The organism is Ancylobacter oerskovii, assembly GCF_018390555.1.
Classification (GTDB): Bacteria; Pseudomonadota; Alphaproteobacteria; order Rhizobiales; family Xanthobacteraceae; genus Ancylobacter; species Ancylobacter oerskovii.
On record NZ_JAHBGB010000002.1, the window covers coordinates 550,303 to 567,082 of the forward strand.

Here is a 16,780-nt window from a genome sequence, read left to right on the forward strand (position 1 = left end):
GATCCCCGCGCGGCGTTCTACACCACCGGCTCCGGCGCATAGGCGACGCCAGCCGTCTCCAGCGCCCGCGCCGCCCGCAGCGCGACATCCTCCCGCCAGGGGGCTGCGATCAGCTGCACGCCGATCGGCAGCGGCCCGCCGCCGGGGATCGGCGCCGCCGCCACCGGCAGGCCGATGAAGGAGATGGGCTGGGTGTAGATGCCGATATTCGGCCGCACCAGCATCTCCCGGCCATCGAGCACGAAGGTCGCCTGCCCGCTCCGCGGCGCCGGCACCGGCGTCGACGGCGCGACCAGCACGTCGAACTGCGAGAACAGCTCCAGCGCCCGGTCGCGGAACCAGCGGCGGAAATTCTGCGCCTTGACGACCATGGCGGCCGGCAGCGCCGCGCCGGCGAGAAGCCGCTCGCGCACCGCCGGGTCGAAATCGGCCGGCCGGTCGCGCAGCCGGTCGCGGTGCAGCGCCGCGCCCTCCGCCATGGTGATGAGATAGGCGCTCGCCCGCGCCCGCTCGACCTCCGGCAGTTCGACCGTCCGTTCCGCACCCAGCGCCGCAGCCGCGCGGGCCACCGCGTCATAGGCCTGGGGCGTACCCTGCCGGGCGAACCAGCCCCCGAGAATGCCGACGCGCAGGCCGTCGGCGCCGCGCTCCAGCTCCGGCAGCGCCGGCAAGGCCTCGATATCGGCAAGCGCCGGGTCGTCCGCATCCGGCCCCACAAGCGCGTCATAGGTGGCGGCGAGGTCGGCGACGTTGCGGGCGAAAGGACCGAGATGGTCGAGGCTCGCCACGAACGGAAAGCTGCGCGCCCGCGACAGCCGCCCATAGGTCGGCTTCAGCCCGAAGATGCCGCAGAAGGAGGACGGCACCCGTATCGACCCGTTGGTGTCGGAGCCGAGCGACAGCGGCACCAGCCTGCCCCCCACCGCCGCCCCCGAGCCGCCGGAAGAGCCTCCCGACATGTGGCCGAGGTCGTGAGGGTTGCGGGAATGGCCGGCATGCAGGTTCTCGCCGGTGAAATCATAGGCATATTCGCCCATATTGAGCGCGCCGAGGCACACCGCCCCCGCCGCGCGCAGGCGCTCCACCAGCGTCGCATCCCGGTCCGCCGCCGGCCGGTCCGCATTGATCTTCGAGCCGGCCAGCGTCGGCAATCCCTTGAGGTCGAACAGGTTCTTGACCGCATAGGGCACGCCGGCGAGCGGGCCGGGCGCGGCGCCCGCCGCCCGGGCGGCATCCACCGCATCGGCCTCGGCGAGGGCACGCACCGCGGTGACATGGGTAAAGGCGTTGAGCTTCGGATCCACCGCGGCGATCCGCTCCAGCGCCGCCTCGCATATGGCGCGGGCGGAGACGCGGCCGGCGCGCACCGCCGCGGCGATGGCAAGCGCCGGCCCAGCGGCGAGATCGGCGATGGTGGTCGGCGACGGTTCGGTCACGGGAGCGCTCATGGACGGTAGACCGGCGCCGGCTCCGCCTCGTCGGGGAGCGGGAAGTCGAGCACCAGGGCGCCCATCTGCAGCGCGGTCTCGAGGTGCAGGAGCACCCTCGGCCGCAGCTCCGGCTCCAGCGGCAGGCCGGCCAGCGCCAGCGCCGCATCGAGATAGGCCCCTGCTTGGCCCGGCATGCCGCCGGCCTGTTGATCCGTCACATCGTCCTCCCTGGCACCGCGGCCGCCGGGCACCGCATCGGGGATATCGCCCCTCGCCCTCCGACCGGTGCCGTCCAATTCAGGAAACGTGCCATGCCGACCCGGGACAGAGGAGGCCAAACCCGGCAGCTATCCCAAGGATTTTGCTCGGCAGCGCTTGCCGGCCTTGCAAAGCGGCACTCGCCCGATTAGGTTCCGCGCCATTCTGGCATGCAGGTGTAGCTCAGTTGGTTAGAGCGCCGGTCTGTGGAACCGGAGGTCGGTGGTTCAAGTCCACCCACCTGTACCATGAATAATGCCAAGGATATCAATCCTTTATCACAAGACGGCCACCATGAGCCGGCGGCTCTGGCGCGAAAGCCGGCTTCCGCGCCGATCGTTGTTTTTCAACGCCTTCCCGCGCCTTGCCAGCATCCCTGCAACACGGATGTGCGATGTTCGCGGCGTTCCGCAGCGGCGTAGCGACCGCGCCTCCATCTGACGCATCATGAGGGCATGGAAGGGCAGCCCCTGGAGCGTAGCCTGCCATCCGCTCGGCCACGGCCCTCAAGGCGGCGCCTTCTCCTCGACACCGACCGTGCAGGCGCCGCCCCCCCGCACCCGGCAGCGTGACCAGCCGCCGACAGGTCGAGCCAGCAGATATCGCCGCCATCCTCGGATGCGAGCGGCTGTCGCGTAAGTCTCGACATTCGCATGACGCTGCGTCATGTTTCTCCGGCATGTGCATTGGGGGCTGTGATGCGGTGCGTTGCTTGGGCCTTGGCAGTGGTCGCGGTCGGATGCGGCGAGGCATCTGCGCAGGACAGCCCACCCAAGCGACGCTTTGACGCCACGGGCGGGATCGTCTTCACATGCAGCCCCGCCACGGGAATCGCATGGACGGGGAAGGCCTGTAGCGAGTTGAGCAGCGACTTCAAGAAGCGGGCGCAGGCGGCCGGCCTCAACTTTACCGAGGTCATGATCACAGCCGACTTCAAGACCAAGAGGTTCCCCGTTTCCGATGCGTTCAACCAGGACAGGGCGGTGCGCGTCTTCTGGTTCATGCACGCCGCGTCGGGCCCGTCCGGCCCCATGAGCGCCAAATTGATGAGCAATGTCGTTTTCGAGCCGACGTCGGCCGACATACCCAACGTCGTTCCCGGGCAGCGGATACCGATAAACTTCTACACTCAATCGGTCTCGCTCGATCCCGGCGCCACTCATGCGGATGCCCGGCCCTACCTGAAGCAGATCACCGACGCCTTTTTCCAATCGGGCGAGATGGCCCTGCCGAAGTGAGGGAAAGCGGCGCCGGACGGCTGCCCGTGCTGGCCCGTGCGTGATCGTGCTGCTACTTCATCGCCCTCACGCCTGCCGGAGTTCCGCGCGATGACACCCGAAGACTTCAAAGCCGCCCTGGACACCCTTGGCCTTTCGCCCGCTGCCATCGCGAAAATGCTGGGCGTCGACGTCCGCACGGCCCGCCGGTGGGCGACGGGCGGCAAGGGCATTCCCGATACCGTGGCCGCCCAGGTCGCCGACCTGTTGACGAACGGCATCACCCCGGAGGCGCGGGTGAAATCGCCGGCTGCCGATGCGGTGATGGCCTTCCTGTGGGTTCGGCGGCAGGGCGACCAGGAATGGACCGTCGCGGAACATGACCGCGTCGCCGACTTCTATTATCTGCCAGGGCGCATCGAACGCTATGTGGCGTCGGAACTGGTCCTCGGCCCCGCGATCGAGGTGCCGGGGCTCTGACGGCCCGAACCGTCATGCCACCTCGCGGCATCCACCAGGCTCGCCGGATCCGCGACGTGGAAATGGCGAGCGCCGCCCGATGCCGGGGTCACTCTACGCAACCGCACTAGGTTGCGGCGGCGCTCTTCATCGAACAGGGCGTCGTTCTCAAGAAGATCCAGGCGTTCATCGGTCGCTCGTCGATCCGAAGGACCTTTGACCTCGGCAGTGCCCTGTTCCTGTCGGAGACGAACGATTGCCACGCCGCGCTCTCGCACGACGAGCAGGCGGCGAATGGCGGCATATGCCCCCGGATGTGAACTGAGCCGTCCGAGATCCATTTCGCACATGCGAGCTTTAGACAGCGCCTGCTGTACCGCCTCCTGGCTCGATGGCAATGAAACCATAGAGAGAAACAACAAGCTCCCGAGGTGGCGGAATCGTTCGCGCCAACGGCTGAATCACTAATCTGCCTTCTGCTGCCGGGTCAGATTATGCTGCGCTAGCGCACTAATCGAATTTCCATCATGACGCTTACATATGATTATAAAATTGAAATAACCTCGTATTATTATTTTGCAATCTGGAATCGTCTTGCGGAACGAACCCGATGCATTAAAGTTCGGAATGCTTTCGGTTTTTTGTTCCGACTTTAGTCGGAACTGGTCGGCATAGCCGCCATCCATCTATTTATGAGGGGAAGTCATGGCCACGTATGATTTCGAATATTATTACGGCGTCAGCGCGCCGGCCGGGAACGTCAACACGGTCAATGCAGAATCCGCGTCCATCACGATCGACGACGGCGATACGCTCGAGCCGGGGGAAGTCATCACCGTCACCTTCACCGACGGTTCCACGACCAGCGTGACGTATCAGGGCATTTCCGATGCCGGAGAGCCCTATTTCACCAGCATCCCGGGCAATCAGTATTATTTCGCCTCCAATACGGTCTATTCCACGCAGCCTCCCGGCAGCGCGCCCGAGATGAACGTGGAAGACTTCTTCTGCTTCCTCTCCGGCACGATGATCGCGACGCCGACCGGCGACGTGGCGGTCGAGGATCTCGCCATCGGTGATCTGGTGCTGACCGCGACCGGCGTCGCGGTACCGGTGAAGTGGATCGGCATGCAGACGGTCGTCAGCCGGTTCGGCATGCCGGAACGGCGGCGGCCGGTGCTCGTCTCGGCCGGTGCGCTCGGCGCCGACCTGCCGGCGCGCGACCTGAAGCTCACCGCCGACCACGCCCTGCTGCTGGACGGCGTCCTCGTCCAGGCTGGCGCGCTGGTGAACCAGACCACGATCCGCCACATGACGACGGCCGAGCTCGGCGCGCGCTTCACGGTCTATCATGTGGAGCTCGAGAACCATGAGCTGGTCCTCGCCGAGGGCGTGGCCGCCGAGACCTTCGTCGACAATGTCAGCCGTCGCCGCTTCGACAACTACGCCGAGTTCGAGGCGCTCTACGGCACCGAACGCCAGGGCACCGGCGAGATGGACCTGCCGCGGGTGAAGTCGGCCCGCCAGCTGCCCATCGAGATCCGGGCGCGGATCACCGCCGGCGCGGAGGCATCGGCGGCGGCGTGAGCCCTGCCGGCCTGTCGAGCCTGAGCGTCAGGAACCCGGTCGCGGGCTCCTGACGCAGCAGGGCACGTCGCCCGCTGTCGCGAAGTGGCGCCAACCGCCGGCCCGGATGGACGCGAACACGCGCAATTTACTGTTCTTCCATGTAAGTGCGACGATGATCGTCGCGAAAGCGGCAGTTGTCGGCGAGGCAAAACGATGCGGGTTCTTCTTCTCTGTCTGCCTCTGGTCATGGCGGCGGCGCCGGCGGCGCTGGCCCAGGCAATGCCCAACTCCCTGCAGATGACCTGCACGCAGGTCGCCGACCTCGTCAAGCGCCAGGGAGCGGTGGTGATCGGCACCGGCCCGAACCTGTTCGACCGCTACGTGGCCAACCAGGGCTATTGCGACAACCAGTCGGTCACCACGCCCGCCTGGCTCGCCACCTCGGACAATCCCCAGTGCTTCATCGGCTATCGCTGCCGCAACCGTTATCTCCACGGCCGCTGAGCCGGGAGACGGGGCGGCGCGCCCCTCCCCCGGCCCGTCGGCTCAATGGGCGAGCAGCAGCGGCACGGTCATCCGCTCCAGCATGTCGCGGGTGACGCCGCCCAGCACGAATTCGCGCAGCCGCGAATGGCCGTAGCCGCCCATCACCACCAGATCGATGTCGCGCTCGGCGATTTCCTTCAGCAGCACGTCGACGATGCCCTCGTCGCTCGCGGGGACCAGCCGGCGCAGCTCGACATTCTTGTCGTGGCGCGCCAGATGCTCGGCGAGGTCCGCCCCCGCCAGCCGGCCCGGCTTGGATTTGCCGGTCTCCACCACCGCCACCTCGACGAGTTCCGCCTTCTCGACCAGCGCGCGCGCCTCGGCCACCGCGCGCGCGGCGGCGCGCCCGCCGTCCCACGCCACCAGGATGCGGCGGGCGGCGAAGGGCTTCTGCTGCTTGCGCGGCACCAGCAGCACCGACCGGCCGGATTCGAACAGCACCGCCTCGGCGATCACCTCTTCCGGCCCCATCCTCTCGGGATCGGACTGGCCGACGATGGTGAGGTCGAACAGCCGCGCCATGGCGCCGATCTGCTCGGCGGCCCCGCCGGGGGTGCCGTCGATGCTTCTCACCTCGGGGGTGATGCCCACCGCGCGCGCCGCCTCGCCGAAGCGCTCGACCGCCAGCTTCGCCAGCCGCTGCCCCTCGGCACGCTGCGCCTCGAGGAAATCGGTGGAGAAGGCCTCGGTATAGACCGGCGGAATGTCGATGTCGTAGCTCACCGCCACGGCGGTCAGGTGCGCGCCCAGCGCCGCGGCCGCGGATACGGCATAATCCTTCGTGGCGTCCACGCCCTCGCCGACGCTCAGACTGACGAGAATGTCCTTGATCATGCCTTCCTCCACTGTCCAGACGTCATCGTTGTTACCTCTCAAAAGGTGGCCCCGCATCGACGGGCGTCAAGTCCATCACGCACGCGGAATATTTTTCGTCGTGCCGGCTATCGATCCGCCCGGAGAAGACGCGCTAAGACGATAGGCGGGCTTGCGCCGCGACCGCGTGCGGCCGGGCGGAGCCACCGGGCGACACGATATCCGAACGCCCTCGAACGGAGAACGTCTCATGGCCGGCCTCGCACGTGGCTGCCTCGTCGCGGCCCTCCTGTTGGGCATATGGGAAATCGCGGTGCGGCTTGCCGGCGTGCCGGCCTATATCCTGCCCGCTCCCTCGCGCATCGGCCTCGCCCTGTGGCTCAATCGCGGCGTGCTGTTCGACAATGCACGGATCACACTCGGGGAAATGCTGCTGGGCCTCGTCTGCGGCGCCGGGCTGGGCATCGCCTGCGCGCTCGCCATGGCCACCTCGCCGGCGGTACGGCGCGCCATGCGGCCGGTGCTGCTGGTGGCGCAGGCGCTGCCGGTCTTCGCCATCGCCCCGCTGCTGGTCATCTGGTTCGGCTTCGGCCTCGCCTCCAAGATCGTGATGGCCAGCCTGATCATCTTCTTCCCCGTCGCCTCCGCCTTCCATGACGGGCTCGCCCGCACCGACCGGGGGCTGGTCGATCTCGGGCGGCTCTACGGCGCCGGCGATCTCGCCATGCTGCGCTTCATCCGCGTGCCCTCGGCACTGCCGGCGCTGGCGTCCGGGCTGCGGGTCGCTACGGCGGTCGCCCCCATCGGGGCGGTGGTGGGCGAATGGGTCGGGGCCTCGGCGGGGCTCGGCTATCTGATGGTCTATTCTAATGCCCGCATGCAGACCGACATGGTGTTCGCGGCGCTCGCCATCCTGCTGGCGGTGGCGCTGATCCTGTTCGCCCTGGTGGACCGCGCCCTCGCCCGGCTGGTTCCCTGGGCGCCGGAGACGGGGTCGGCGCGCGAGTGAGTGGCGCGGGACGGTGGACTCATGCTGTGCTGATGCGCAACGCTGGGCTGCCGCCGGTCCTGTGAGGATCCATGATTCCCCGCCAAGTCGTCTATGAAGCGCTGGTCGACGTGTTCGAGCTCTCGCCGGTCGCCATCTGCATCTCGACGGCCGAATACGTCTCCCGCTACATCATGGCCAATCCCGCCTATCTGCGGCTGATCGGCCGGAGCTGGTAGGAGATCGCCGGCCAGCCCATGTATCTCGACACGGTGCGCAGCCTCGACGACCCGGAGCGGCTGCGCCGGCTGCACGAGCTGGAAACGGTCGGCCTCTACCAGCTGGAAGAAGTCGACCTGCGGCATTCCTCCGGCCGCGTCATCCCCACCCTCATCTCGACCCAGCGCCGCACCATCAATGGCGAGCGGCTCGACATCGAGATCATCATCGACAATTCGGAGCGCAAGGCGGTCGAGCGGCGCATATTGGAAGCCGCCTATACCGACGTGGTGACCGGGCTGCCGAACCGCGCCGCCTTCGACCACCGGCTGCGCAACCTCTCCACCCAGCGGCCGTCCGGGCAGGGCCTCGCCCTCGCCTATATCGACCTGAACGGCTTCAAGTCGGTGAATGATCGCTACGGGCATCTGGTCGGCGACCGGGTGCTGCGCGGCGTGGCCGAACGCCTGCGCGCCTATGTCGATCCGCAGCATTTCGCGGCGCGGATCGGGGGCGACGAGTTCGTGCTGCTTTCCACCTTCCCGCGCGACGAGCCGCCGACCGCCGCCGAGTTGCAGGCCATCGCCGAGGCGATCTGCGCGGTGATGCTCGTCGACGACAGCCGGATCACCATCGGCGCCGCCCTGGGCGTGGCCCTCACCGGCGAGGCGGTGGATGCCGACGCGCTGCTCCGCCGGGCCGACATATTGATGTACGCCGCCAAGGCGACCGGCCGGGCCGTCGCGGTGGACCTCAAATGGATCGACGGCACATGAGCCTGCACCTCTCCAACCACGATGCGCGACGCATCTTCCTGGCGAAGCAGGGCCTGTCCCGCCCGCCCGGCCGCGCGCTCACCAAGGCCGGGCTGCTGGAGCTGGTGCATGATCTCGGCTTCGTGCAGGTGGACAGCATCGCCACGGTGGAGCGCGCGCATCATCACATCCTGTTCGCCCGCGCCCAGACCTACCGGCCCGAACATCTCGCTACATTGCTCGAGCGCGACGGCGACCTGTTCGAGCACTGGACGCACGACGCCGCCATCATCCCCTCGGCCTTCTATCCCTATTGGAAGCACCGCTTCGACCATGCGCGGGAAAACCTCGCGGCGCGCTGGCGCAACTGGCACGAGAACGGCTTCGAGCAATCGGTCGATCATGTGCTCGAGCGCATCACCGCCGAGGGGCCGTTGATGACCCGGCATTTCGAGGCGGAGGAGCGCCTGCCGGGCGGCTGGTGGAACTGGCACCCGGCCAAGACGGCGCTGGAATATCTCTGGCGCACCGGCCGCCTCGCCATTGCCGGGCGCGACGGCTTCCAGAAGATCTACGACCTCGCCGAGCGGGTCATTCCCGCCCGTCACTATGGCCGCGAGGTGACGCGCGAGGATTTCGTCGACTGGGCCTGCGCCTCGGCGCTGGAGCGGCTCGGCTTCGCCACCCATGGCGAGATCGCCGCCTTCTGGGATCTGGTGTCGCCGGAGGAGGCCCGGGCCTGGGTGACGCGCAATCGCGAGAAGCTGGAAGAGGTCAGCATCGTGACGGCGGATGGCGGCAGGCCCCGCGCCTCCTTCGCCGTCGCCGGCAGCGGCCCGGCCCTCGAGGCGCTGCCGGAACCGCCGGCGCGGCTGCGGGTGCTCAGCCCCTTCGACCCGCTGCTGCGCGACCGCAACCGCGCCGAGCGGCTGTTCGGCTTCTCCTACCGCATCGAGGTATTCGTGCCGGCGGAGAAGCGCGTCTACGGCTATTACGTCTTCCCGCTCATGGAAGGCGACCGCATGATCGGCCGCATCGACATGAAGGCGGACCGCAAGGCGGGCACGCTCGACGTCAGGAAGCTCTGGCTGGAGCCGGGGGTGCGCGCCTCCTCCGGCCGGCTGGAGCGGCTCGATGCCGAGCTTGCCCGCGTCGCCCGCTTCGCCGGCGTCGAGAGCGTGCGCTATCTCGACGGCTGGCGCGGGAATTGAGCCGCAAGGCGGCTTTCCCGACCTCTCCCCGAAAAGGAAAGGTCGACCGGGACGCGGTGGGGTGAGGGGCCGGGCCATTTCGAGGCGCCATGCGCCCCTCCCACACCTCGGGGGAGATGAAGCAGCGCGAGACCCACCCGCCTCCGATCACCGCCGGCCGATTGCCGTGGCATACCAGCTCTGCTAGATTCCGTCCGTCCGAGGGGTGTCCCGCCGGCCTGAAAGGGCCAAGGGGCTGAGATGGCGTCCGCCAGACCCTTAGAACCTGATCCGGGTCATGCCGGCGAAGGGACGGAACCACGGCGGGGCCGGCCATGACGGGCCTCCCGCGCCGGATTTCCCCCGACAGCTCATGCGCCGGATCTCCGAAACGGGAGGAGATCCATATGTTCGTCAAGACCATCGCCGCCGCCGGCCTCGCCCTGGCGCTCTCGCTGGCCCCCGCCGCCGCGGCCGACAAGCTCACCGTGCTGCTCGACTGGTACGTCAATCCCGACCATGCGCCGCTGGTCATCGCCAAGGAAAAGGGCTTCTTCGCCGCCCATGGCCTCGACGTCGAGCTCGTGGCCCCGGCCGATCCCTCCGCCCCGCCGCGCCTCGTCGCCGCCGGGCAGGCGGAAGTCGCGGTCAGCTACCAGCCGAACCTCTATCTGTCGGTGAAGGAAGGCCTGCCGCTGGTACGCTTCGGCACGCTGGTCTCGACCCCGCTTACCGCGCTGGTGGCGCTGAAGGACGGCCCGGTCAAGTCGCTCGCCGACCTCAAGGGCAAGACCGTCGGCTTCTCGGTGGCCGGCTTCGAGGACGCGCTGCTCGGCACCATGCTGGCCAGCGCCGGGCTCAAGCCTTCCGACGTCACCATGGTGAACGTCAATTTCGCCCTCTCCCCGGCGCTGGTCGCCGGCAAGGTCGATGCGGTCATCGGCGCCTATCGCAATTTCGAGCTCACCCAGATCAAGCTGGAAGGCAAGGAGGGCGTCGCCTTCTTTCCCGAGGAGCACGGCGTGCCGGTGTTCGACGAGCTGATCTACGTCACCCGCAAGGATCTCGTCGCCGATCCGCGCCTCAAGCGCTTCCTCGCCGCGGTGGAGGACGCCACCATCTATGTCCTCAACCACCCCGACGAGGCCTGGGGCGTATTCGTGAAGGCCAATCCGAAGCTCGACGACGAGCTCAACCGCACCGCCTGGACTGACACGCTGCGCCGCTTCTCCCACGCGCCGGCGGCGCTGGATGCCGGCCGCTATACCCGCTTCGGCGATTTCATGAAGCAGCACGGGCTGATCGACACCGTCGAGCCGGTCGCCACCTACGCCCCCGTCCTGCCGTGAGAGCCGCCCGGCTGTCTGCCCCATAGCGAGCCTCATCCTGAGGTGCCCGGCCGCGGGCCGGGCCTCGCAGGACGGTCATCGGGAGCGCCCCGACGCGCAACCTTCGAGGCTCGCTTCCGCTCGCAGCTCGGGATGGAGGTGCTCTTGCGGGGGAACCCGGAAGCGATGCAGGCGGGCTCCGCCGTGCATCCGGGAACCCCACCCGCCCCATCCGCCGCTTCCAGCCTGCGCCCGGCGATGCTACCCAGCACATCGGGCCATCGAGCGGGGACAGGGGCAAGGCGGCATGGGCAATGGCGGTTATCATGCGGTAGCGGTTCTCGTCGGCGTGGCGGTCGGCCTCGCCGGCGTCGCCTTCCATCTCGGCGTCGAAAGCCTGACCGCCGCCTGGCCCGCTTTGCTGCGCGACACGCTCGCCCTGTCCGGCACCGCGCTCTACCTCGCCGCCGCCCTGGTCGCCGCCGCCATGGCGGTGGCGTCGCTTTATCTGGTGCGACGCTTCGCACCGGAAGCCGGCGGCTCCGGCGTGCCGGAAATCGAGGGCGCGATGGAAGGCCTGCGCGAGGTGCGCTGGAAGCGGGTGCTGCCGGTGAAATTCGTGGCCGGCCTGCTGTCGCTGTCCTCCGGCATGGTGCTCGGCCGCGAGGGGCCGACCATCCATATCGGCGCCTCCATCGCCAAGGCCGCCGCCGATCTCGCCAGGCTCTCCTCCGAGGACATGCGCGGCCTGCTCGCCGCCGGCGGCGCCGCCGGGCTGGCCGCCGCCTTCAACGCGCCGCTCGCCGCGGTGCTGTTCGTCATCGAGGAGACGCGCCGGCAATTCCCCTACAGCGCCCGCACCTATGTCGGCGTCATCCTCGCCTCGCTCGCCGCCGCCATCGTCACCAGCCAGCTGACCGGCAACGTGCCCTATATGCTGCTGCCCGCCTCGGCATTGCCGCACAGCGTGCTGCCGGCCTTCCTCGTGCTCGGCGCCCTGCTCGGCGCGGTCGGCGTCGGATTCAACCGGATGCTGGTCTGGTCGCTCGATCATGTGCGCCGGCTGGGCCTCGCCACCTCCTTCTACCTGTTCCCGGTCGCCATCGGGCTCGCGGTCGGCCCGCTCGTCTTCCTGCTTCCCGAGGCGACGCAGGGCGGCGAGGCGCTGGCGGTGCAGCTGGCGACGGAAAGCCGGCCGCTCGCCGTGCTGGCGGCCATCGTGCTCATCCGCTTCGTCATGACCATGGCCAGCTATTCCACCGGGGTGGCCGGCGGCATCTTCGCGCCGATCCTGGCGCTGGCCACCACCATCGGCCTCACCTTCGGCACGGCGCTGGAGAGCGCGGTGCCGCTGCCCGAGAGCACCCATGTGGCGCTCGCCATCGCCGCCATGGGCGGGCTGTTCGCGGCGACCATCGGCGCGCCGCTGGTCGGCATGGTGCTGGTGATGGAGCTTACCGGCGCCTATGGCCTGCTGGTGCCGGTGATGCTCACCACCATCGTCTCCAACATGGTGGCGCAGCGGCTCGGCGGCCGGCCGATCTACGAGATCCTGCTGGAGCGCACGCTGGCCATCGAGGCCGAGGGCCAGCCGGCGCCGCGGCGGCGCTTCCGCCTGCGCCGGCCCCGCAGCGACCTCACCGGCATGGCGGCGCCGAAGGCGCAGGACTAAGCGGCCCACTGACCGGCTGTGGGCAACTGCTGCCCGGCGCGGCCTCAGCCCGCCGCCGCCAGCGCTCCGGCGCCGTCGAGCCGCGCCGGCCCGCTCTCCGTCGGCTGAAGCTCGAGGTGCCGGCCATGCAGCGCGTGCAGGCTGGAACGGTGGCCGATGGACAGGATCGCCGCCGCCGGCAGCCGCTGGCGCAGCACATGATAGAGCGCCGCCTCGCCTTCCTCGTCGAGCGCCGAGGTCGCCTCGTCGAGCAGCAGCACGTCCGGCTTGATCAGCAGCGCGCGGGCGACGGCCAGCCGCTGCTGCTCGCCGCCCGACATCACCGAAGGCCACAGCGCCCGCTCGTCGAGCCGGGCGGCGAAGGCGTCGAGGCCCACCGTCGCCAGTACCTCGCGCAGCGCGCTGTCGTCATGCTCGGCCAGCGGATCGGGATAGGCGAGCGCGCCGCGCAGCGTGCCCACCGGTAGATAAGGCCGCTGCGGCAGCACCAGCAGCCGCGCCTCCGGCGCCACCGCCACCGTGCCGGAGCCATAGGGCCAGATGCCGGCGATGGCCCGCAGCAGCGTCGACTTGCCCGATCCCGAGGGACCGGTCAGCAGCACGCTCTCGCCACGCCGGATGGCGACATCCGCGACGGTGAGCAGGGCCCGTCCGTCGGGCAGCCGCAGTTCCAGATCGTCGACGGTAAGCATGGCGCCGCCGGTGGCCGGCTGGCGCACATAGGCGTCGGCGGCCGCCTCGGCGCGGGCCTGGGCGATGTGGTCCTCGAAGCCGATCAGACGATCGACCACCGCCTTCCATTCGGCCAGCGTCGAATAGGCGTTGATGAAGAAGGAGAACGAGCCCTGCACCTGCCCGAAGGCGGAGGCGGTCTGCATCAGCTGGCCGAGCTGGATGCCGCCGGCGAAATAGGCCGGCGCCACCACGATGAACGGGAACACGTTCGACAGCTGGCCGTAGCCGGCGGTGAACCATGTCAGCCGCTTCTGGGCGATCATCAGGCCCCAGTAATTGTGCACCACATGCGAGAAGCGCTCCAGCAGCCGGGCTCGCTCCACCTTCTCGCCTTCCATCAGCGCGATCTGCTCGCCATTCTCGCGCACCCGCACCAGGTCGACGCGGTAGTCGGCCTCGAAGCGCTGCTGGTTGAAGTTCAGCAGCACCAGCACCCGGCCGATGAGATGCGTCAGCCAGGTGCCGACCGCGGCATAGGCGAAGGCCGCCCAGACGAGGTAGCCGGGAATGTCCAGCTCATAGCCGAACAGCGGCAGATGGAAGTCGCCGGACAGGCCCCACAGGATCACCGCGAAGGAGGCGAGCGTCATCACCGCATTGAGGATGCCGATGAACAGGCCGATGGTGGTGGCGATATAGGCGCGGATATCCTCGGCGATGCGCTGGTCGGGGTTGTCGGCGGCATCCCCCTTTAGCCGCAGCCGGTAATGGGTCTGGTGGTCGAGCCAACCCGAGAGATATTTCTCGGTCATCCAGGTCCGCCAGCGGATCTCCAGCCATTGCCGCAGATAGACCTGGTAGACGGCGATGACGATCAGCACCGCGGCATAGAGGCCGAACAGCCAGAACTGGTGCACGAAGGCGGGATAATCCTTCTCCTGTATGGCGTTGTAGAAGGCGTTGTTCCACTGGTTCAGGAGCACCGTGCCGTAGACCCAGCCGATCTCCAGCGCGACGACCGCCGCGAGCAGGGCCCCGCCCCGCCATTTGTCCTCACCGCGAAAATAGGGGGTCGACAGCCGCCAGACATCGGCGAGAAGACGGAACATGGCACGCACGGGGGCTTCTCCGGCCGGAGGGAACAGGCAAGGCAGGGGACGCACGCGCGAAAGCCGGCGCGGACATACCCGCTGCAAGACTAGCGGAAGCAATCCCGGCGGGAGGATGGCGAAGAAATTAAACTTTGTTCAGGCCGCATGCCCCAGGGTCATGAACAGAAGGCCTTGCAGGCGGCCCAATACGAGAGAAGCGGCACCCTTGCCGGATGCCGCTCCCGATCGTCTCTGCATCTGCTTCGGCGAAAGCGCCGCAAGCGTCACTGCGCCGGCTTGGCCGCTTTCGGCGCCGGCCGGGACGGCTTGGACTGCTGCGTCGTGCCCTCGGGGGACTTGGTGACCTGATGGTAGGTGTCCCACCAGGACTTGCGCTCGTCCTTGCTGCGGCCGGCGGCGGAAGCGGCGGTCACGCCGGCGATGCCGAGGCTGGCGATCAGGGCGGTGACGACGAAAATCCGGTTCATTGGGGTCTTCTCCTATGTGCGACGTGTCGCGCGAACGACAATGGCGTGCTTTCGGAGAAGATTTATGTCGCTTGCGATCAGGTCGTAAGGGAAGTTCACGGAAGTCTGATCGTGCGAATGCGTAACGCGGCCGCCGGTTGGCCGGCGGCTGGAAAATGCGTGTCAGATGAAGCGCTTGCGGATGTTCTGGCTGATCATGTCGAGCACCGACACGGTGACGATCACGATGATCAGGATCGCCGAAGCCTGCGAATAGAGGAAGCCGCGCATGGTCTCGTTGAACACCATGCCGATGCCGCCGCCGCCGACGATGCCGAGCACGGTCGCCGAGCGCACATTGGATTCGAAGCGGTAGAGCGCGTAGGAGATCCACAGCGGCAGCACCTGCGGCAGCACGCCATAGACCACTTCCTGCAGCCAGGTGCCGCCGGTGCCGCGAATGCCCTCGACGGGCGCGGGGTCGATCGCCTCCACCGCCTCGGAGAACAGCTTGGCGACCACGCCGGTGGTGTGCACGAACAAGGCGAGCACGCCGGCGAAGGGCCCGAGGCCGACGGCGGCGATGAAGATCAGCGCGAAGACGAGCTCGTTGATGGCGCGGCAGCAATCCATCAGCCGGCGCACGGAAAAGGCGACCCAGCGCGGCACCACGTTGTCGGCGCAGAGAATGCCGAAGGGAATGCCGACCACCACCGCCAGCAGCGTGCCCCAGATGGCGATGGCGAGCGTTTCCAGCATCGAGTTGAAATAGACGTCCCAGTCGGTGAAGTCCGGCCGCACGAATTCGGCGCCGAGCGTCGCCATGTTGCCGGCGTCCTGCACCAGCTGGGCCGGGTTCATTTCCGCCTCGTACCAGCAGAACACCAGCACCACCACCGTCAGCGCGGCGATGAGCAGGCGGCTGAGCCGGGTGGCGAGCGGCGTCACCGGGGGCGCCGGCAGCCCGGCGACGACGGAACGATGGGCGGTCTCGGCGGCAGACATGGGGCGTCCCTCTCGATCGAACGCCGCCCCCGGGTGGCCGGGGACGGCGGCGAGCCTTGCACGGAGGCCGGGCGAGCCGGCCTCCGGCGACATCACATGGCCGGCAGCTTCTTCTGCTGGGCGTCGAGATCGGCGAGCTGGGCGTCGATCTTCTTCACCTCGGCGGCCTTCTCGTCAGCCGAGAGCTTGTCGTTGTTCTGGGCCTTCACCTTGGCCTTGAACAACTCGAGCTGGCGGATCGGGATCAGCTGCGCGTCGGAGGAGGCGAGGAACGGGCCCCAGCCGTCGGAGGTCTTGGCCAGCACCGCGCGGGCGCGCTCGATCTCTTCCGGGGTGCCGTTGCGGCCATAGGTCATGAAGAAGGTGTAGATCTTGGCCTTGAGGTCGGCCGGCAGGTCCTTGCGCCACACGATCGGGTCGCCGGCGATCATCGGCGAGCGCCACACTTCCTTGATCTTCGCCGCTTCCGCCGGGCGGGTCTGCTGCAGGCGGGTCATGTTCTCGGTGTTGTTGGTGGCGAAGTCGACCTGCTTGTTGGCGACCGCGAGCAGGTTGCCCTCATGGTTGCCGGTCACGACGCGCTTGTAGCACTTCTGCGGGTCGACATTGTTCAGCGCGAACACGTAATAGCCCGGCACCAGGAAGCCCGAGGTGGAGTTCGGGTCGCCATTGCCGAAATTATAGCCCTTGGAGCAGTCGAGCACGTCCTTCAGGGTGTTGATGTCGCTGCGGTCGGCATTGGTGACGATCAGCGAGTAGTAGCCCGAGGAGCCGTCCGGCTTGGCGGTCTTCACGAAGACTTCGCCATTGGCGCGGTCCACCGCTTCCATGGCCGACTTGTTGCCGTACCACGCCACGTCGACCTTCTTGAAGCGCATGCCCTCGATCACGCCGGCATAGTCGCCGACGAAGAAGGGCTTCACCGGCACGCCGATCGCCTTCTCCATGTCCTTCAGGAGCGGCTCGAAGCTCTTGGCGAGGTTGGCGGAGGATTCGGTGGAGATGAAGCCGAAGTTCAGCTCCTTGACGTCCTGCGCCGCCAGCGGGGCGGTGAGGCCGGCCAGCACGAGGCCGGCGGCAAGAATGCGCTTCATGATA

General features: G+C 68.1%; 17 protein-coding genes, 1 tRNA gene and 1 riboswitch. Of the genes, 11 read left to right on the plus strand and 7 right to left on the minus strand.

The features are described from left to right. Positions 1–17: 17 nt before the first annotated feature. Together KHC19_RS02860 and KHC19_RS02865 are read right to left on the minus strand one after the other, a co-directional pair. Positions 18–1,448 carry an AtzE family amidohydrolase gene (locus tag KHC19_RS02860; RefSeq protein ID WP_213350499.1) on the minus strand — a complete coding sequence of 477 codons (1,431 nt, stop codon included), beginning with the start codon at positions 1,446–1,448 and terminating at the stop codon, positions 18–20. Next, a complete protein-coding gene (locus KHC19_RS02865; RefSeq protein WP_378296201.1) occupies positions 1,445–1,648 on the minus strand; it encodes a DUF4089 domain-containing protein in 204 nt (67 codons plus the stop codon). The genes KHC19_RS02860 and KHC19_RS02865 overlap by 4 nt, the downstream gene beginning before the upstream one ends. Before the next feature lie 212 nt (positions 1,649–1,860). Here KHC19_RS02865 and KHC19_RS02870 point away from each other — a divergent pair. The 5 genes from KHC19_RS02870 (at position 1,861) to KHC19_RS02890 (ending at position 5,437) form a co-directional block, all read left to right on the plus strand. Further along, positions 1,861–1,937 (plus strand) — tRNA-His (locus KHC19_RS02870). A 404-nt stretch (positions 1,938–2,341) separates the two neighbouring features. Continuing rightward, on the plus strand, positions 2,342–2,926 hold the full coding sequence (locus KHC19_RS02875; RefSeq protein ID WP_213350500.1) for a hypothetical protein: 585 nt from the start codon (positions 2,342–2,344) through the stop codon (positions 2,924–2,926). 90 nt (positions 2,927–3,016) lie between these two features. Further along, positions 3,017–3,385, plus strand: a complete 369-nt coding sequence (locus tag KHC19_RS02880) for a helix-turn-helix domain-containing protein (RefSeq protein ID WP_213350501.1) — start codon at positions 3,017–3,019, stop codon at positions 3,383–3,385. Between the two features lie 684 nt (positions 3,386–4,069). Then, complete coding sequence (locus KHC19_RS02885; RefSeq protein ID WP_213350502.1) at positions 4,070–4,951, plus strand: Hint domain-containing protein; 882 nt, start codon at positions 4,070–4,072, stop codon at positions 4,949–4,951. Between the two features lie 195 nt (positions 4,952–5,146). After that, positions 5,147–5,437, plus strand: coding sequence for a hypothetical protein (locus KHC19_RS02890; RefSeq protein WP_213350503.1), 291 nt, complete (start codon positions 5,147–5,149; stop codon positions 5,435–5,437). Between the two features lie 42 nt (positions 5,438–5,479). On the opposite strand, the gene KHC19_RS02895 is transcribed toward KHC19_RS02890, so the two are convergent. Then, a complete protein-coding gene (locus tag KHC19_RS02895; RefSeq protein WP_213350504.1) occupies positions 5,480–6,313 on the minus strand; it encodes a universal stress protein in 834 nt (277 codons plus the stop codon). A gap of 229 nt (positions 6,314–6,542) precedes the next feature. Here KHC19_RS02895 and KHC19_RS02900 point away from each other — a divergent pair, with 229 nt between their 5' ends. The 6 genes from KHC19_RS02900 (at position 6,543) to clcA (ending at position 12,444) form a co-directional block, all read left to right on the plus strand. Next, positions 6,543–7,301, plus strand: coding sequence for an ABC transporter permease (locus KHC19_RS02900; RefSeq protein ID WP_213350505.1), 759 nt, complete (start codon positions 6,543–6,545; stop codon positions 7,299–7,301). A gap of 71 nt (positions 7,302–7,372) precedes the next feature. Next, positions 7,373–7,519, plus strand: coding sequence for a PAS domain-containing protein (locus tag KHC19_RS02905; RefSeq protein ID WP_213350506.1), 147 nt, complete (start codon positions 7,373–7,375; stop codon positions 7,517–7,519). Between the two features lie 18 nt (positions 7,520–7,537). Beyond that, the gene (locus KHC19_RS02910) at positions 7,538–8,275 is read left to right on the plus strand and encodes a GGDEF domain-containing protein (RefSeq protein ID WP_213350507.1); all 738 of its coding nucleotides are present in this window, start codon (positions 7,538–7,540) and stop codon (positions 8,273–8,275) included. Then, the gene (locus KHC19_RS02915; RefSeq protein ID WP_213350508.1) at positions 8,272–9,465 is read left to right on the plus strand and encodes a winged helix-turn-helix domain-containing protein; all 1,194 of its coding nucleotides are present in this window, start codon (positions 8,272–8,274) and stop codon (positions 9,463–9,465) included. Before KHC19_RS02910 ends, KHC19_RS02915 begins: the two co-directional genes overlap by 4 nt. 191 nt (positions 9,466–9,656) lie before the next feature. After that, positions 9,657–9,774, plus strand: a riboswitch (TPP riboswitch). 77 nt (positions 9,775–9,851) lie between these two features. After that, on the plus strand, positions 9,852–10,793 hold the full coding sequence (locus tag KHC19_RS02920; RefSeq protein WP_213350509.1) for an ABC transporter substrate-binding protein: 942 nt from the start codon (positions 9,852–9,854) through the stop codon (positions 10,791–10,793). A gap of 286 nt (positions 10,794–11,079) precedes the next feature. Then, positions 11,080–12,444 carry a H(+)/Cl(-) exchange transporter ClcA gene (clcA, locus tag KHC19_RS02925; protein ID WP_213350510.1) on the plus strand — a complete coding sequence of 455 codons (1,365 nt, stop codon included), beginning with the start codon at positions 11,080–11,082 and terminating at the stop codon, positions 12,442–12,444. A 44-nt stretch (positions 12,445–12,488) separates the two neighbouring features. Here clcA and KHC19_RS02930 read toward each other — a convergent pair whose 3' ends face one another. The 4 genes from KHC19_RS02930 to phnD form a co-directional block, all read right to left on the minus strand. Continuing rightward, the gene (locus tag KHC19_RS02930) at positions 12,489–14,228 is read right to left on the minus strand and encodes an ABC transporter ATP-binding protein/permease (RefSeq protein WP_213351019.1); all 1,740 of its coding nucleotides are present in this window, start codon (positions 14,226–14,228) and stop codon (positions 12,489–12,491) included. A gap of 266 nt (positions 14,229–14,494) precedes the next feature. Further along, positions 14,495–14,698 carry a hypothetical protein gene (locus tag KHC19_RS02935; protein ID WP_213350511.1) on the minus strand — a complete coding sequence of 68 codons (204 nt, stop codon included), beginning with the start codon at positions 14,696–14,698 and terminating at the stop codon, positions 14,495–14,497. Between the two features lie 162 nt (positions 14,699–14,860). Next, positions 14,861–15,682, minus strand: a complete 822-nt coding sequence (gene phnE / locus KHC19_RS02940) for a phosphonate ABC transporter, permease protein PhnE (protein WP_213350512.1) — start codon at positions 15,680–15,682, stop codon at positions 14,861–14,863. A gap of 92 nt (positions 15,683–15,774) precedes the next feature. Beyond that, positions 15,775–16,776 carry a phosphonate ABC transporter substrate-binding protein gene (gene phnD / locus KHC19_RS02945; RefSeq protein WP_213350513.1) on the minus strand — a complete coding sequence of 334 codons (1,002 nt, stop codon included), beginning with the start codon at positions 16,774–16,776 and terminating at the stop codon, positions 15,775–15,777. Between the last annotated feature and the right edge of the window lie 4 nt (positions 16,777–16,780).

Coding starts and splice junctions, on each gene's coding strand:
- KHC19_RS02860 (WP_213350499.1), bottom strand. CDS start 1,448: ATGAGCGCTCCCGTGACCGAACCGTCGCCGACCACCATCGCCGATCTC.
- KHC19_RS02875 (WP_213350500.1), top strand. CDS start 2,342: ATGACGCTGCGTCATGTTTCTCCGGCATGTGCATTGGGGGCTGTGATG.
- KHC19_RS02880 (WP_213350501.1), top strand. CDS start 3,017: ATGACACCCGAAGACTTCAAAGCCGCCCTGGACACCCTTGGCCTTTCG.
- KHC19_RS02885 (WP_213350502.1), top strand. CDS start 4,070: ATGGCCACGTATGATTTCGAATATTATTACGGCGTCAGCGCGCCGGCC.
- KHC19_RS02890 (WP_213350503.1), top strand. CDS start 5,147: ATGCGGGTTCTTCTTCTCTGTCTGCCTCTGGTCATGGCGGCGGCGCCG.
- KHC19_RS02895 (WP_213350504.1), bottom strand. CDS start 6,313: ATGATCAAGGACATTCTCGTCAGTCTGAGCGTCGGCGAGGGCGTGGAC.
- KHC19_RS02900 (WP_213350505.1), top strand. CDS start 6,543: ATGGCCGGCCTCGCACGTGGCTGCCTCGTCGCGGCCCTCCTGTTGGGC.
- KHC19_RS02905 (WP_213350506.1), top strand. CDS start 7,373: ATGATTCCCCGCCAAGTCGTCTATGAAGCGCTGGTCGACGTGTTCGAG.
- KHC19_RS02910 (WP_213350507.1), top strand. CDS start 7,538: ATGTATCTCGACACGGTGCGCAGCCTCGACGACCCGGAGCGGCTGCGC.
- KHC19_RS02915 (WP_213350508.1), top strand. CDS start 8,272: ATGAGCCTGCACCTCTCCAACCACGATGCGCGACGCATCTTCCTGGCG.
- KHC19_RS02920 (WP_213350509.1), top strand. CDS start 9,852: ATGTTCGTCAAGACCATCGCCGCCGCCGGCCTCGCCCTGGCGCTCTCG.
- clcA (WP_213350510.1), top strand. CDS start 11,080: ATGGGCAATGGCGGTTATCATGCGGTAGCGGTTCTCGTCGGCGTGGCG.
- KHC19_RS02930 (WP_213351019.1), bottom strand. CDS start 14,228: ATGTTCCGTCTTCTCGCCGATGTCTGGCGGCTGTCGACCCCCTATTTT.
- KHC19_RS02935 (WP_213350511.1), bottom strand. CDS start 14,698: ATGAACCGGATTTTCGTCGTCACCGCCCTGATCGCCAGCCTCGGCATC.
- phnE (WP_213350512.1), bottom strand. CDS start 15,682: ATGTCTGCCGCCGAGACCGCCCATCGTTCCGTCGTCGCCGGGCTGCCG.
- phnD (WP_213350513.1), bottom strand. CDS start 16,776: ATGAAGCGCATTCTTGCCGCCGGCCTCGTGCTGGCCGGCCTCACCGCC.